This is a genomic window from Mesorhizobium sp. M1273 (assembly GCF_040318195.1).
GTDB lineage: Bacteria > Pseudomonadota > Alphaproteobacteria > Rhizobiales > Rhizobiaceae > Mesorhizobium.
Window position 1 is genome coordinate 15931 of record NZ_JAMYLV010000031.1, and the last position, 14972, is coordinate 30902.

General features: G+C 58.2%; 12 protein-coding genes and 2 pseudogenes. 11 read left to right on the forward strand and 3 right to left on the reverse strand.

Annotated elements, in window-relative coordinates:
* Positions 1 to 166: 166 nt before the first annotated feature.
* The 7 genes from NKH30_RS25445 to NKH30_RS25475 all read left to right on the forward strand — a co-directional run bounded on the left by NKH30_RS25445 (position 167) and on the right by NKH30_RS25475 (position 8232).
* Complete coding sequence (locus NKH30_RS25445; RefSeq protein ID WP_352997441.1) at positions 167 to 1699, forward strand: Fic family protein; 1533 nt, start codon at positions 167 to 169, stop codon at positions 1697 to 1699.
* A gap of 172 nt (positions 1700 to 1871) precedes the next feature.
* A complete protein-coding gene (locus tag NKH30_RS25450; RefSeq protein ID WP_352997442.1) occupies positions 1872 to 2618 on the forward strand; it encodes a hypothetical protein in 747 nt (248 codons plus the stop codon).
* A gap of 229 nt (positions 2619 to 2847) precedes the next feature.
* Entirely contained in the window at positions 2848 to 3021 is a 174-nt protein-coding gene (locus NKH30_RS25455; protein WP_352997443.1) for a hypothetical protein, read from the forward strand.
* A 245-nt stretch (positions 3022 to 3266) separates the two neighbouring features.
* The gene (locus NKH30_RS25460; protein ID WP_352997444.1) at positions 3267 to 3647 is read left to right on the forward strand and encodes a hypothetical protein; all 381 of its coding nucleotides are present in this window, start codon (positions 3267 to 3269) and stop codon (positions 3645 to 3647) included.
* Positions 3648 to 4562: 915 nt separating this feature from the next.
* Entirely contained in the window at positions 4563 to 5900 is a 1338-nt protein-coding gene (gene glyA, locus NKH30_RS25465) for a serine hydroxymethyltransferase (protein WP_352997445.1), read from the forward strand.
* A gap of 54 nt (positions 5901 to 5954) precedes the next feature.
* Positions 5955 to 7130 carry a methionine adenosyltransferase gene (metK, locus tag NKH30_RS25470; protein ID WP_023679684.1) on the forward strand — a complete coding sequence of 392 codons (1176 nt, stop codon included), beginning with the start codon at positions 5955 to 5957 and terminating at the stop codon, positions 7128 to 7130.
* Between the two features lie 109 nt (positions 7131 to 7239).
* Entirely contained in the window at positions 7240 to 8232 is a 993-nt protein-coding gene (locus NKH30_RS25475; RefSeq protein ID WP_352997446.1) for an adenosine kinase, read from the forward strand.
* A gap of 31 nt (positions 8233 to 8263) precedes the next feature.
* On the opposite strand, the gene NKH30_RS25480 is transcribed toward NKH30_RS25475, so the two are convergent.
* Together NKH30_RS25480 and NKH30_RS25485 are read right to left on the reverse strand one after the other, a co-directional pair.
* Positions 8264 to 8941, reverse strand: a complete 678-nt coding sequence (locus tag NKH30_RS25480) for a transposase (RefSeq protein ID WP_245274818.1) — start codon at positions 8939 to 8941, stop codon at positions 8264 to 8266.
* A gap of 204 nt (positions 8942 to 9145) precedes the next feature.
* A pseudogene (locus NKH30_RS25485) lies at positions 9146 to 9953 on the reverse strand (IS5 family transposase); the annotation flags it as partial.
* Between the two features lie 247 nt (positions 9954 to 10200).
* Between NKH30_RS25485 and NKH30_RS25490 the strand changes: the two are divergent.
* Positions 10201 to 10437, forward strand: coding sequence for a hypothetical protein (locus NKH30_RS25490; RefSeq protein WP_352997447.1), 237 nt, complete (start codon positions 10201 to 10203; stop codon positions 10435 to 10437).
* Here NKH30_RS25490 and NKH30_RS25495 read toward each other — a convergent pair.
* The gene (locus NKH30_RS25495) at positions 10416 to 10808 is read right to left on the reverse strand and encodes a hypothetical protein (RefSeq protein ID WP_352997448.1); all 393 of its coding nucleotides are present in this window, start codon (positions 10806 to 10808) and stop codon (positions 10416 to 10418) included. The genes NKH30_RS25490 and NKH30_RS25495 overlap by 22 nt on opposite strands.
* A gap of 76 nt (positions 10809 to 10884) precedes the next feature.
* On the opposite strand from NKH30_RS25495, the gene tyrS reads away from it, so the two are divergent.
* From tyrS to NKH30_RS25510, 3 genes and pseudogenes are all read left to right on the forward strand, one after another.
* Positions 10885 to 12144: a tyrosine--tRNA ligase gene (gene tyrS, locus NKH30_RS25500; RefSeq protein ID WP_352997449.1), complete on the forward strand. Its 1260-nt coding sequence runs from the start codon at positions 10885 to 10887 to the stop codon at positions 12142 to 12144.
* A gap of 229 nt (positions 12145 to 12373) precedes the next feature.
* Positions 12374 to 13694, forward strand: a pseudogene (locus tag NKH30_RS25505) (MFS transporter); the annotation flags it as partial.
* A 212-nt stretch (positions 13695 to 13906) separates the two neighbouring features.
* The gene (locus NKH30_RS25510; protein WP_352566750.1) at positions 13907 to 14740 is read left to right on the forward strand and encodes a helix-turn-helix transcriptional regulator; all 834 of its coding nucleotides are present in this window, start codon (positions 13907 to 13909) and stop codon (positions 14738 to 14740) included.
* Positions 14741 to 14972 lie beyond the last annotated feature (232 nt).

Consider the following 14972-nt stretch of genomic DNA (forward strand, 5'->3'; position numbering starts at 1 on the left):
TCCTTCGCGCGGCTATGGAAACGATCGCATTTGCCGATTATCGCAAAAAAAACTTGTTATCGCACGACCTAAAAAACTTGCAACTCCACAGCATCATTGACTTGTCGCCTATCAGCACTATATACTTGTAATCGCACAGCTCTAAAAAAGTTGCAAAGGCACGGCCATGGCCAAGCCCCATGAAAAACTCGCTGTATCACTGGCCGCCCTCAAAGAGCTGCAGGAGGGTGGGCGGCGCATATTCAAATCAGATGAGCTGACCCGCGTCCACCGGGAGCGGCTGCTGCAGAACGGGTTCCTGCGCGATGTTATCAAAGGCTGGCTCATGTCGACCGGCCCGCAGGCACGGCAGCAAGACACCACCTCTTGGTACGCGAGCTTCTGGGAGTTCTGCTCCCTTTACTGCAATGACCGGTTCGGCAAGGACTGGTTCCTCTCACCGGAGCAGTCGCTGCTTCTGCACGCGGAAGCGCCCACTATTCCGCCTCAGGTGGTGGTGAACGCCCCCAAAGGCACGAATAACAAAATCGACCTGCTGTTCGGCACTTCGCTCTATGACCTCAAGGTCAAGGAGATGCCGGCCGAACTGACAGAGAAAAACGGCCAGCGCGTGTTCACTGTCGAGGCCGCCCTTACCCGGGTGCCGGAAGCGTTCTTCCAGCGCGCCCCTATCGAGATGCAGATCGCCATGGCGTCGGTGCGCGACGTATCAACCGTTCTGGCCCTACTGCTTGATGGCGGCCATTCCGCCGTGGCGGGACGGCTTGCGGGGGCCTTCCGTCGCGTAGGACGCGACTCCTTTGCCGATGAAATCGTGGCCGCCTTCAAAGCCGCCGGCTATGACGTGCGCGAATCCGATCCGTTCGCGGGACAAATTGGAGTGACAACTATTGCGGCGGGCGTACCGCCGTTGGTCGCCCGCCTGCGCGCGATCTGGCAATCGCAGCGCGAAGCCATCATCGAAATATTCCCGAAGGCACCCGGACTGCCGTCCGACAAAGACGCCTATATGAAGTTCGTCGAGGATATCTACGAAAGCGACGCCTACCATTCGCTGTCGATAGAAGGGTACAGCGTCACCCCGGAACTCATCGACCGGGTGCGCGAGGGGAGCTGGAATCCGGAGATTGATGAAGAGGACCGCAAGAACCGAGATGCGCTTGCCGCGCGTGGCTACTACCTCGCATTCCAGAAGGTCAAAGACTCTGTTGCCGCGATCATCAACGGCAAGCCAGCCGGCGCGTTGACGCGGGACACTCACCGGGAATGGTACCGGGAGCTGTTCGCGCCGTCAGTGACCGCCGGCATCCTCAAAGCCAGCGCGCTTGCGGGATATCGCAATCACCCTGTGTACCTGCGCGGCTCGCAGCACGTGCCGCCGCGTACCGAAGCGGTGGCCGATGGTATGAATGAGCTGTTCGACCTGCTGGAGGCGGAGAAGGAGGCCTCCGTGCGTGCCGTGCTGGGGCATTGGCTTGTGGGCTATGTGCACCCCTATCCGGACGGCAACGGACGAATGGCGCGGTTCCTCATGAACGCGATGCTGGCTTCAGGCGGTTATCCCTGGATAGTCGTCAGAGTCGATGACCGGAAGGCCTACCTCGCAGGGCTGGAGGAGGCGAGCGGCAATATGAATGTGAAAACGTTCGCCGCCTTTCTCGCCGAACGGGTGAAGTGGTCTATGGAGAAGGCGGCGTGAGGTCGGTGGTGTGCCATGTTTAACTTGCTTGTCTCGGGCCACGGCGAGTGGTGGGAAACGCCGCCGTTCACGTCAACCATTGACCGGTTCAAGGAATCTAGCGGCGCCGAGGCCGAGGCTATCGACCTCGCGCCCTGAAACATTGCGCCGGCTGGAGGAAATCCCGGCGCTTTTGATGTACGAAGTCGGGGCGGGAGGCCCGCACGCGCGCGTGGTCCGGCACAGCCGCATACGCAATATCGTTCGGCGCGGACACGAACTGGCCTTCACCTTCGAGCCCGATCCGAAACATGCCTTTCTCGACCGGTCAGCGGTGTTGAGAATTGCGGACCGGCTGGGCATTCAACAGGTCGAACAGCACCGTACGCACTGGGCGATCAAGGATGGTGACATTCCGGCCGAGCTGATTGCCACCAGCACCGCTGAACGGGCGCAGCGCACCGTTGCCGTGGTTGCGGCAGAATATGCAGAAGCGCGCCGCGAGGGACGAAGGAGAGAAGCTGCCGAACTGGCCGAAGAACTGGAGGATTTTCCTCCCTCGCTGGAGAAAGCACTGTCGCTCGTGCCGGCGCGTATCCTTCAGCAGCCGACACCCGAATTATACCCGATCCTTGGGATAGAGCCCCGCACGCCCGAAGGCCGCAACGCCGTCGTGGCCGTCGTCGCAAGGGATCACAATGGGCAGGACTTGCCTGCCGACTGGTCTTATTCGCTGGCGTGGTTCCTGGACCTTTACGGCAGCGCGACGGAAGCGGGGCGCCTTGACGGCGCGCTGGCCGAATGCGCAACGCATATGATCGCGCTCGGCACTGGCGAGGGAGAAGCCGCCGCCCCGGTTGAAGATATCGGCTACGCACTCTGGCGCTGTTCGCGAAGCCCGAAACTCATCGGCGATCTGCGCCGGGAATCGCTGAGATAGCGCAGGAGGTTTTGTCGCTTACCAAAATCAACTGGAACTCGACCCAGATCAATCAGAAGCTTCCCATTCCCATTCTAGCAGCCAGAAGAGTGGGTGAGCTCTTTAAATATCTATCCGAGGAATCGATAAGCTCAGACTATCGCAAGTATGCATAGTTTTTTCTGTTATATGGTCTGCTCGGCTGCAGGCAAAGAGCCCCGGATAAACTTCAGCACGAAAGCAGAATTGAATGAAGGTGGGCTACACGGAGTTCTCATTTGGGTATGCCTTCACCGAAAGCCTCATCCGGTCATCGTCAGCCGCACCTGTATCCGCGCCGGTCTTTCCAAACCTCATACAGGAGGGGCATTCTGGCTTCGACATCCGCATCAATTTCCCAGGGGTTCCGCTGTTTTTCCAGTAGAAGCTTCCGGAGCTGATGAAGCGAGGAACTGCGTTTGAGATTGCGAGCGGACATTGTCCCGGTTTGTCGATACCATTTTTTCGGATTGCGATGATGCGCAGGGATGTGTCGCGTCAGCATGAACTGCTTCTTCGGCTTGAGGCGCGCTATCCGTCAAACGTCTTCTATGCGGCTCCTTGTATTGCAAACATGGAGCAACCGTAGCACGGCAGTCCATTTTCGTCTCACCAGGGGATATTGGGCCCTTGCCAGACGACAAAGCGTACAGCCTTGCCTATAAACCTGGACTGGCAACTCGATATTTTTGCTCGAAACCCAAGCCCACCAAAGTTCAAACATTTGATGATCTCGCTGCGCTCTTTAAGGAGCAGTTCGCCGAGAAGCGTTTTGCGGAAGTCGGCGAGGCGGCGCGTGAGATGCGCGAAAACGTACTTGAGCTTGCTTCGCCGTCAATGCGGCAAGCCGAACAGCTCATTGCTGAACGGGTCGGCGCGAGACGCATTCAGATTCTAGACGGCGCAGCCAGACCGCCCGAGGAAGAGCGCGCAGTCACCGACATTCTCGGAGCGCGGGAAATTGCGCGTGTCGATCTTGGCGTCGACCTGCTGGTGGCCCAACCACGCTAACGACATCATACCTCGCTGATTAGCCCAGCTTTTGTCTAGGCCACAGTTATGAGACTACGAACTACTTGGCCAGGAAGAAGATCGGATTGAAAGCGAACTTCCTTGTCATCTTTGCATCACGGTCAGTCTGACGAGATTGACCGCTGCAAGCCGGGAGCAAGACCGGGCTGCGCAAACGTTGCAACAGATCCTTCAAGGAAATTCATAGACTCTTAGCAACTCCGGTTCGCTGTGAATGGTAGGCTTATTGCAACGTTTGAGTCAGTGGGGTCCGAACCGTGGCTTATTCTCCGACCCGCCGAACTGCGTGCAATTTCGGCTAAAGGCAATGGCAAGAAGAGCGCCCATCTTGTTTGTTCGACACAGCCATATCGGCTCAAAACAGTATCTTCACGGCCACCGAGATTGTCCGGTCGGTGGACAAGCAACCATATTATTTGGTTCGAAAGCTGCAACATCTGTGGAGAACGCGAAATGACAAATTCAGTAGGACGAGTGCCCAGGCTTTCCAAGTGGCTTGGTCCTGACCAATGCTGACACTGGTCAGTCGCCTTCGGACGGCAGCGCATCTAGATCGCCTTCGAATCCTAGGCCTTTGCGCGCATGCGGACCTAACTGTCTGCCAGCTAGCGGAGATTCTGGGTCTGCGTCGTGAGCACGTTGTACGACACGTCCGGCTGCTGGCCAGAGCCGACTTTCTTTACTGCAACGAACAACGTCCGTGGTGCTCGTACCATCTCAAAGCAGGAGGTAAGGACGGCGGGCTGGTTCAACTGTTGGTTGATCTCCTGCCCCACGGCGATGGCTATCACAAACGAGACCTTCAACGGCTCGAAGCCACACAAGACGCGCCGTCGAAGGGGATCGCATGCTTGACCGTGAAATAGATCAGTCCAATTGGAGCGCGAAACCACCATGGACAACTCCGCCGACGGCGCCATCGCGCCGCGCGACACTTACGGACGGTCTCGATTGGCCGCGGTTGATTGCCGCGTTCACGAACTGCTTCTGAGACAGGAGCGGCAGGAGCGGACGACCCTTAAGCTCATCGCCTCAGAGAACTTTGCGTCCTCGGCCGTGCTGGAAGCGAACGGCTCGATTTTCACGAACAAGTACGCCGAGGGGTACCCCGGTGCGCGCTACTACGCTGGAAATGAGATCGTTGATGAGCTTGAGAATCTAGCCATTGAGCGCTTGAAAACACTATTTGGCAGCGAGCATGCCAACGTCCAGCCTTATTCCGGCTCGCCGGCCAACCAGGCTGTCTATCGTGCGCTTTTGAGCCCCGGTGACAAAGTCATGGGCCTGCCCCTCCCGGAAGGGGGCCATCTGACTCATGGTTGGGCCATCAACTTTTCCGGAACTGACTATCAACGCGTCCCCTATGGACTAGATGAAAAGACACAGCAGATTGACTATGACCGCTTGCGCGAGACAGCCAAGCGGGAACGGCCGCGGCTCATTTGGGTCGGCGGAACTGCTTACCCGCGTGTCTTTGACTACGCGGCAATGGCAGAAATCGCCCTGGAAGCGAACTCCTATCTCGTAGCCGACATTGCGCACATCAGCGGACTGATTGCCGCGGGAGCGCACCCGAATCCCGTGCGCCATTGCGACGTGGTCAGCAGCACCTCCCACAAATCGATCCGCGGTCCCCGCGGTGGTTTCATTTTGTCCAGGAACGAAGATCGCTATCAGGCCCTGTATCATACAAAGAGCAAATACAATCTCGCCAGACGAATAGACCGGGCGGTCTTTCCTCACCTGCAAGGCGGGCCTCATATGAATGCCATCGCTGCGCTAGCAGTTGCCTTGCACGAAGCCGCGAACCCGTCCTTCCGAAGCTACGGCCAACAGACCGTCAAGAATGCCAAGGCTCTTGCACAGGCACTGATCGAGCGAGGGTATGACCTGGTTACCGGGGGGACGGACAATCACATGCTGGTCCTTGATCTGCGCGATCGACCACTATCGGGCAAGGCCTATGCCGAGCGGCTAGCAAAGGCAGGCATCATCACAAACTTTAATATGGTGCCTGGCGACCCGCGGGATCCGGCGGTCACAAGCGGAATTCGCCTGGGGTCGCCAGCAGTGACGTCAATGGGCATGCGCGATGTGGAAATGGTGCAAATTGCTGGCTTCATTGACTGCGTCCTCCGGCGGCCTGATGACGAAAATCTCCATGCCTGCGTGCGAAGAGACGTTGCCGATTTGTGCGCTGCGTTCGAGGTCCCGGGCATCACCAACAGGTAAGGTGGGCTAAGCAAAATGCACCATACAACTCTAACACCCGAAACGAGGCATTTCATGGCTAGGCAGTTCGTGTTCTCTTCCGAATCGGTTGGCGCGGGACACCCGGATAAGTTGGCCGACAACATCTCGGATGCCATCCTCGACGCCATCCTCCGCACCGATCCCAAGGCACGCGTCGCCTGTGAAGCGTTGGTAAAATCAGGGATAGTCGTTGTGGCTGGCGAGATTACTAGCGATGCGCGGGTGGATTATAGCCAAGTTGCGCGCGATACGATTCTCGATATTGGATACGACGATGAGGCTGTCGGCTTTGACGGCCGGCGTTGCTCCGTCGTTCATGCACTCACCGAGCAATCTCCCGACATTAGCCAGGGCGTTGACGAGGGACGAGGGCAGGACCTCCAGCAGGGAGCGGGAGATCAGGGCCTCATGTTCGGCTACGCATGCCGCGAAACCGATACCCTGATGCCTTTGCCGATCCAGCTCGCGCATCGCTTGACGAAACGACAGGCAGATGTCCGGAAAGCACGACAGCTTGGCTGGTTGCGTCCTGATATGAAATCCCAAGTCTCAGTGCGCTATGAGGGGTTGCGCCCGGTCGCCCTTGATACCATCGTCGTATCGACCCAACATGACGAGCAGGTCTCGCAAGAGACGGTCCGCGAGGGCGTCATTGAGGAAATCATAAAGCCTGTCCTGCCGACCCACCTGGAGACGGAAGGCATCAGAATTCTGGTCAACCCGACGGGGAGGTTCGTAGTCGGCGGGCCGCGCGGCGACTGCGGTCTCACTGGACGCAAGATCATCGTCGATTCCTATGGTGGGATGGGTCGTCACGGCGGCGGCGCCTTTTCGGGCAAGGACCCGTCCAAGGTTGACCGCTCAGCTGCCTATGCGGCCCGGTATGTCGCAAAGAACATCGTCGCTAGCGGACTTGCGGACGTCTGCGAGGTGCAGCTTGCTTACGCAATCGGCGTGGCCAGTCCGGTTTCTGTCATGGTCAACACGTTCGGAACAGCGAGGGTTGAGGAAAGAAGGATCGAGCGCCTCATTCTTGAGTTGTTCGATCTCAGACCGAAGGGCATTATCAAGATGCTTGATCTCTTACGCCCTATATACCGCAAGACCGCGACCTATGGCCATTTCGGCCGTGAAGAGCCTGATTTCACCTGGGAGAAGACAGACAGGGCCGACGAATTGCGTCGCGAGGCAGGACTTGCCGCCCCGTGAGGGCTGGCGCCGAACGGATTGGCAAGCGCAAAGCCCATTCCCACTGGCCAGACCCGCGCGCGCCCGGCGTGGCAGAAAGCCGGTGGGTTTTTGGCGGAGACATGAATTGATGCCGGACTATGACGTGCTTTGTATCGGAAATGCCATCGTCGACATCATCGCCAAGTGTGACGAGGCGTTCCTGGAGACCAACGGCATCATCAAAGGCGCAATGAATTTGATCGACACGAGGCGCGCCGAACTGCTCTACAGCCGCATGGGCCCGGCCATCGAAGCCTCGGGCGGCAGCGCCGGCAACACGGCGGCGGGCGTGGCCAGCTTCGGCGGCCGCGCCGCCTTCTTCGGCAAGGTCTCCAACGACGCACTCGGCGAAATCTACGCGCATGACATCCATGCCCAGGGTGTCGCCTTCGACACCAGGCCGCTTAACGGCGAACCGCCGACAGCGCGCTCGATGATCTTCGTCACGCCGGACGGCGAGCGCTCGATGAACACCTATCTCGGCGCCTGCGTCGAGCTCGGCCCGGAGGACGTCGAGGCCGACAAGGCGTCGGGCGCCGCGGTCACCTATTTCGAGGGCTATCTGTGGGACCCGCCGCGCGCCAAGGAGGCGATCAGGCAGACGGCTAAGCTCGCCCACGCCGCCGGGCGCGAAGTGTCGATGACATTGTCGGACTCGTTCTGCGTCGATCGCTACCGCGACGAATTCCTCGATCTGATGCGCTCCGGCACCGTCGATATCGTCTTTGCCAACAGCCACGAGATCAAGTCGCTCTACCAGACCGCATCCTTTGACGAGGCGCTGGCCCAGATCCGCAAGGATTGCAAGATCGCCGCCGTCACCCGCTCGGAAAAGGGCTCGGTGATCGTGCGCGGCGACGAGACCGTGACCATCAATGCGACCAGGATCCGCGAGCTGGTCGACACCACCGGCGCCGGCGACCTCTACGCCGCCGGCTTCCTCTACGGCTACACGCAAGGCCGCAGCCTGAAGCAGTGCGGCGATCTCGGCTCGCTGGCGGCCGGGCTGGTCATCCAGCAGATCGGCCCAAGGCCACGGCAGAATCTGCGCCGAGAGGCGGAGCAGGCGGGATTACTGTAGGTGGCGAGCCAAGACCAGCTGCCCACCCTCCTTAATCCAGCCCGAGCCTTTTCTTCAGTTCCGCATTCTCCTTGCGGAGACGATCGGCAAGCAGGCTCTTTAGCCGCTTGTTTTCTTCCTCGAGCGCGACGAGATCCTTCAGCCCGTCACTGTCCGCCGCCGGCGCCGCCGCCTTCTTCCAAAGATAATATGTCTGTTCCGAGATGCCGGCTTGCTTCACCGCGCTCTTGAGAGTAGCGCCGCCGCCGATCGAGGTCTCGATCTGCGCCAGCTTCTGGGCACGATCCTTCGCGGAGTAGCTCTTTCGGCCTGTTCGCGCTGACGGCGGTGCTTCAGTGGTCGCGGATATCGGCTTGGCGCCCTCCTTGCGGGCAGGCGCGCTCGCCTCAGCTTCTGGCTTCCTGGACCGCCGCGCTCTCGTCTTCGGTTTTGGCGTTTCCGCTTTGTCTGCCGGTGCGCTAGGAACTACTGCTGACTCGGTTTCCAGGGGATTGGCCATGAAATGCTCCACTCGCGGTTTTTGCAAAGGTTCAGCATCAAGGGCCACTACAGTAGAGTCAACAAGCTGACGATTTAACGGCTCGACTTCCTTTGTTGTCTCGGCCATCGCCGCGGCGATGTCGAAATTGCCCCAGATGGAACGTGCGGATTTTTGATAATTGCGCTTTTGTTTGACTTCCACGGTGAATGGTCGCGTCTGCCGCCTCATAGTTCCTTCCTGAATAGGAGAATGAAGTCGCCGCTCGAATTTTTGGCGCTTCCTGCTTAGCGCGGAGCATTATCGTATAGCCGCTCAACGGGCAAGTGATGCCGGTCTTCGATGGCTGACCCATCTGGGGAGATTTGAGCGGCTTCGCGCGTCCTGCGCATGCCTGTAAGAGCCTGACTCGAAACTCGACGCACGACGTGGAGCTGCCATGCGGCGAAGCATGAGGCGGATCGAGGCGATGAAGATCCATGCCTCGGCGCTGGCGATGGTCGCCTCGAAGTCTTTGGCGAGCCGGCGACAACGTCCCAGCCAGGCGAAAGTTCGCTCGAGGACCCATCGTCGTGGCAGCACCTCAAAGCCCTTGGCCGCGTCGGAGCGCTTGATGATTTCGATGGTCCATGTGCCGAGATTGGCCAGTGCCTGCGACAGTTTTTCTCCGGCATAGCCGCCGTCGGCGAACAGATGCCGCAACCAGGGAGAAAGCCGTCGAATGGAGGCGATGACGCCGACTGCCTTCCTGGATGTCGGCCGTGTGCACCGTCAGCCCGACCAAGTGTCCCTCTGTGGCAGTAATGATATGGCGCTTGCGGCCTTTGACCTTCTTGCCGACGTCGTAACCACGCAAACCGGCAACGTCCGTGGTCTTTGCCGATTGGCTGTCGATGACACCGGCGCTCGGGCTCGCCTCGCGACCAAGCGCCAGGCGTGCCGCAGCCACCAAGTGGAAGTTGATGGTCTTCCACAGCCCGTTGTCCCGCCAGGCATAGAAATAGCGTTGAACCGTCGAGACCGGCGGGAACCGATCCGGCAATGCCCGCCATTGGCAGCCGGTCCAGGCGATGTAGAGGAGCACGTCCACGACCGCCCGAAGTTCTGTCGTCCGCGGTCGTCCCGTTGTCTTCGTTCCCGGCAGGAACGGCTCGAGCAACGCCCATTCCCTGTCCGTCAACGCGTTTGCATCTCGCTGCCCCGCGCGGCAATATCGCCGGCGGGTGGTCTCCGTCCAACCCATGTCGTTATCCCGTTCAAGTCTAGACAACTCAAGCGAATCACAACGGACGGGGCCACTCAACCGCTTCCATCCCCAAAACCGAGTTTCGGGTCAGGCTCTAAGGGCAAACACCATGCCATTGTGGGTGGTGGTTTGCGTGGCGAGACACGCCTGGTAAGGACCCTCGTGGTTCCGGTACGGCCCCTGAATATCGTGGTCGCAATAGGGGTGGTAATGGTTTGGCGGGATTTGCTGACGCGAGAAAACGGTGTCGCTGCCGCCGCCGCAAACCTTCCTCGATGAAATCGCCGCCACTGCAGCCCTTTTCGCCTGCTTCACACCAATTGCAGGCGTAGGTTTCAGGATTCACGCCGTTTTTGCCGGTGGCGCAATACGGCGTCGGAAAATTACCCACATTGAACTGACCTTGAACATCGGCAAAGGCGATGCAGGCCTTCTTCTCTGTCTTGAACCAGCAACTGATCACGTGCAGTCATCCGGATAAGCCGCCCCGCCGGAGGCCAAGCTGACTTGGTGACACACGAACGCATTATTGTCTTCCGGTCTGGCGGCAACAGTATCAGCAGGACGGCAAAGCTGACCGGCTGCAGCGAAGCGCAGGTGAAGCGCGCTGGGCTCGACATCAGAAGGAAAGCGGGAAGCAGGAAATGTTGTCGCAAAAGTTGAGTTCTGCGAGGTGCAAAAGTCAGTTGCAAATCGTCGCGACAAAGGCTCGGCAGCTCCCCGAAGTAGCCATTTCAGATTGCCTTGCAGGTGCGGATAAAGTCCTTTATGCATCGGCACATGATCAAGTCCGCGCTCATCGCTGCAATCTATTATGCGACGCTTCCATAAGGAGCGGCGCGTTTCGATCATGCCTTGAAACAATCCGCCGTCAGGCGGCTTTGTTCATTGAGAGGACCCCCTGGCGGCAATACCAGGAGGATTCCCTATGGCACTTCCCGATTTATCAACCGGTCATTCCAAACCATATTCGGCGGCTTTGAAGACGCTCATTGAGCGCGGCTATGTAAATCAAGGGACCGACCTGCCGGGTGTCGATGCCGCCTTTGAAGCAGGCATCGTACCCGCTTACGCTGGTTTCGATGCGACGGCTGACAGTCTTCATGTCGGCCATCTTCTTCTGATCATGGCGCTTCGTCATCTTCAGCAGACTGGCCATAAACCCATCGTTCTCATTGGGGGTGGGACCACCCGCATCGGCGATCCCAGCTTCCGTTCGGACGCGCGGCCGATGCTGACGGACGAGCGGATCGCCGCCAACATTGAAGGGATCAGAAAGGTCTTTGGCCGTCTCCTTGTCTTCGGAGACGGCCCGACGGATGCCGTGATGGTGAACAATGCCGACTGGCTGGACAGCATTCGTTGGATCGACATGCTGAGAGACGTCGGCAGGCATTTCTCCGTCAATCGGATGCTCTCTTTCGACAGTGTGAAGTCGCGGCTGGAAAAGCAGGAGAATCTGAGCTTCTTAGAATTCAACTACATGATCCTCCAAGCGTTCGACTTCCTTGAGCTAACCCGCCGGACCGGTTGCCGTTTGCAGATGGGTGGAGCCGACCAGTGGGGGAACATCATCAATGGCATCGACTTGATACGGCGGACGGATGGAAAGGAAGTCTTCGGAGTGACTACGCCGCTTCTGAAGACTCCTTCAGGTGTCAAGATGGGTAAGACGGCTGCCGGAGCTGTGTGGCTCAACGAAGATCGCCTTTCGCCATACGATTACTGGCAATTCTGGCGTAACACGGAAGACGCTGATGTCGTTCGGTTTCTGAAGCTTTTCACCGATCTGCCGATGAACGAGATCGAGCGATTTGGACAGGCTGAAGGAACCGAGCTAAACGCCGTCAAAGAACGTCTCGCCAACGAAGCTACGGCCCTGGCACATGGAACTAACGCCGCCAAACAGGCGGAGGCCACGGCTAGCCAAGCATTTGGGCAGGGCGAAGCCGCAGAGGGGCTACCGACGCTTCATCTAAATGACGCCGAGGGGTTGGCCGGAGTAGCCCTTGTGGATTTGCTGGTACGCGCCGGATTGACCTCCTCCAAAGGGGAAGCGCGAAGGGCGATCTCGGGACGAGGTGTGCGGATCAACGGCAACGTTGTCGACGTTGATACAATGATATCTTCCCAAGACCTCCCGATCCGGCTTTCGCTCGGCCGGAAGCGCCACACTGTTGTAAAGTAGGGTTTCAGCAAATGCTGTCGCAGAAATTCTGCCCGCTTAGCGGATATTGCAGACATTCGCGTCGAGTTCCCTGAGGAATGTCGAGAGACACTCCTCAGGGGGTAGTTAAGGCCGCCAAGTTTTCTGGGTTAGCAGGCGCGCCACTGTGGCAGCTTGGCTTGTATGGCGAGGCCATGGTTGAGTGAGGCGAACCAAATCCAGCCCCGCGGTCGTCCCGAAGCTTCCCACAATGGCGAAGAGAACATCTTCACTGGTTCCTTTTCAGCACAAGACCTTCCGTTCGCTATGGTCGGCTGCACTCGTTTCGAACCTTGGCACCCTAGTGGAAGGTGTGGCGGCGGCTTGGCTGATGACGAGCATCGCCACCTCCCATGGAATGGTGGCGCTCGTCCAGTCATCGACCACCCTCCCCTATATGATCTTCTCGCTCGCGGCGGGAGCGCTCGCGGACAACTTTGACCGTCGCCGGATCATGTTGACTGCGCAACAGCTGATGGTCTGCGTATCCGCCTTCCTGGCGTTCCTGACCTATGCGGGGGAAATGACACCCTGGACCCTTCTGGCTCTCACCTTCCTGATCGGCTGTGGTTGGGCATTGCACGATCCCTCTTGGCAAGCCTCCATGGGAGATATCCTGCCTCGCGAACACCTGCCAAGCGGGGTTGCGCTCAACGGCATGAGCTACAATCTCATGCGCAGCATCGGGCCGGCGATTGGCGGCCTAATCGTGGCCACAGCCGGTGCGGCCTTCGCGTTCCTCTTCAACGTCCTTTGCTACTTCGCTCTGATCGCTGCGCTGTTGCGATGGAAAGCCGAACGGGCACGACAAGCGCTGTCGCGGGAGGCTTTCGGCAGTGCGATGGCGGCGGGCTTCCGTTACGTGCTCTTGTCGCCGAACCTTCTCAAGGTGATGTGCCGGAGTTTCATTTTCGGCCTCACCGCCGTTGTCATTTTGGCTCTCCTGCCGTTGGTCGCTCCCGAACAGATCAAAGGGACCGCAGTCACCTACGGCGTGATGCTCGGCTTCTTCGGCCTGGGAGCGATTTGCGGCGCGCTCCTCAGCGGGCGGGTCCGAGAAGTTCTCTCCAACGAATGGGTCATTCGCGGTGCGTTCTTTGTATTGGCGATCAGCTGCTTCTTTCGGGCATGGAGCGAGCACGTTGGGCTGAGCTGTCTCAACCTCATGCCAGCCGGTGCGGCCTGGATTCAATCATTCTCGCTGTTTAACGTCACAGTGCAGCTTTCGGCGCCGCGGTGGGTGGTTGGACGCGCCCTCTCTCTATCAGACGGCCACGTACGGCGGCATGGCGGCGGGAAGCTGGCTTTGGGGCGAACTGGCGGATGTCCAAGGTGTTTCGGGAGCCTTGCTCGTCCGCCAGCTGGTTCTTGTCATTGGGGGACTGATGGGCATCCTTCTGCGTCAGCCGGATTTTGAAACGCTCAATCTGGATCCGACCAACAAGTTCAGCGAACCGACGCTGCAACTTGACCTGCGGCCACGAAGCGGTCCGATCATGGTGATGGTCGACTATCGTGTCGATCAGAGAGATCCAGACTCGCCCACAATAATTATCTGAATTTCAGCAGTAATTTTTGATCGCCCCATTCGTGCTGTGTACCAGCCCTGTGTCTGGCGCAAGTGGTCACGAACGGCTGCCGGAGCCTCGAAGACGCCCTAAAAACACATGCTGCGATTTTTGAACACGCTTGACGATTAGATTAATTCATCCACAATGCGTGTGTTGAACACGCGAGGTGAGTTATGAACATGAAAGAGCTTAGGGTTCGACTGGGCATGACTCAAAAAGATTTGGCAGAGCAGATGGCAACGACGCAACAGACTGTGGCCCGTTGGGAAACAGGCAAAACGCAGTTGAACGTCGAGCAGATCAAGGACCTTTGTCTCACGTTGAAATGCACGGTCGAGGAGCTGCTGGGCTGGAAGATTGATGTCGAGGAGTGGCGCACGAGCCCGTTTGCAATTGCCGATGCCGAAACGCGATACGGCACGCTCAGAATCAAGACGACTGTTGGCAGCCGCCAATATCCTATCGATGAAAAGGCGCGTGAATCGATTTTACGTCAGTTGAAGGAACTTCATAATCTTCGTAGAAATAACACAAGCAGGCCATGGCTGTATTGTTGGAGCCTTGACAACAAAATACTCTTGATAAATCCGCAATATGTCCGCACCATTGAGCTTATCGGTGAAGATGTAGAGGAGATGCCAGAGTATTATCATCCAGAAATCTATCGGGCTTTGGATGACTGGGATAAGGGTGAGGTTTCAGGAAAGCTGAAGAAAGAATGCGATGCCATCATCGCAGAGATGGGTGATCAGGAAGCCGTGCGCATGGCCTCCTATGTTCGCGTCACATATGACGACGGAGAAGATGAGTGGAACTTCTTGGATGAAGAAACCGCTACGACTTTCTTCGGATTGGAAGCTGCGACCTTTGACGTTCCCCAGTGTAGTTTCGCCGAAGTGGAGGAAGAAGGTTACTACCGAGCGCGATACGCCAACCTTGATCGCGTCGCGGTGATGGAGGTTCCAAGCGACCGTTATCACAGATTGACCGCGCCCGAGGAAGCTTAGAACCATCCACGAAGGGCGCATGTTACATCTCGACCTTGCGTGGTGCGTTTTCAGTACGAGATGACGTTAAGCGTAGGTAGCGGCAGGTAAGAGTGCTCGACCAGAAGCTCAACTGCCTCCTCAATATCGCTGCCGATGTGCCGCAGGACACGTCCACGGGAGCGTGGATAGGCGTAAAGTTCCTGCACTCCACGGTCCGCTCTCCCATCGCCGGTGTGTGCCCGACGCCATC

Bases quoted from the DNA above. Each gene is read 5' to 3' on its own strand.
- tyrS (WP_352997449.1), top strand. From the start codon at position 10,885: ATGGCACTTCCCGATTTATCAACCGGTCATTCCAAACCATATTCGGCG.
- NKH30_RS25455 (WP_352997443.1), top strand. From the start codon at position 2,848: ATGAAGGTGGGCTACACGGAGTTCTCATTTGGGTATGCCTTCACCGAA.
- NKH30_RS25475 (WP_352997446.1), top strand. From the start codon at position 7,240: ATGCCGGACTATGACGTGCTTTGTATCGGAAATGCCATCGTCGACATC.
- NKH30_RS25480 (WP_245274818.1), bottom strand. From the start codon at position 8,941: ATGAGGCGGCAGACGCGACCATTCACCGTGGAAGTCAAACAAAAGCGC.
- NKH30_RS25495 (WP_352997448.1), bottom strand. From the start codon at position 10,808: ATGATCGAAACGCGCCGCTCCTTATGGAAGCGTCGCATAATAGATTGC.
- metK (WP_023679684.1), top strand. From the start codon at position 5,955: ATGGCTAGGCAGTTCGTGTTCTCTTCCGAATCGGTTGGCGCGGGACAC.
- NKH30_RS25445 (WP_352997441.1), top strand. From the start codon at position 167: ATGGCCAAGCCCCATGAAAAACTCGCTGTATCACTGGCCGCCCTCAAA.
- glyA (WP_352997445.1), top strand. From the start codon at position 4,563: ATGGACAACTCCGCCGACGGCGCCATCGCGCCGCGCGACACTTACGGA.
- NKH30_RS25510 (WP_352566750.1), top strand. From the start codon at position 13,907: ATGAACATGAAAGAGCTTAGGGTTCGACTGGGCATGACTCAAAAAGAT.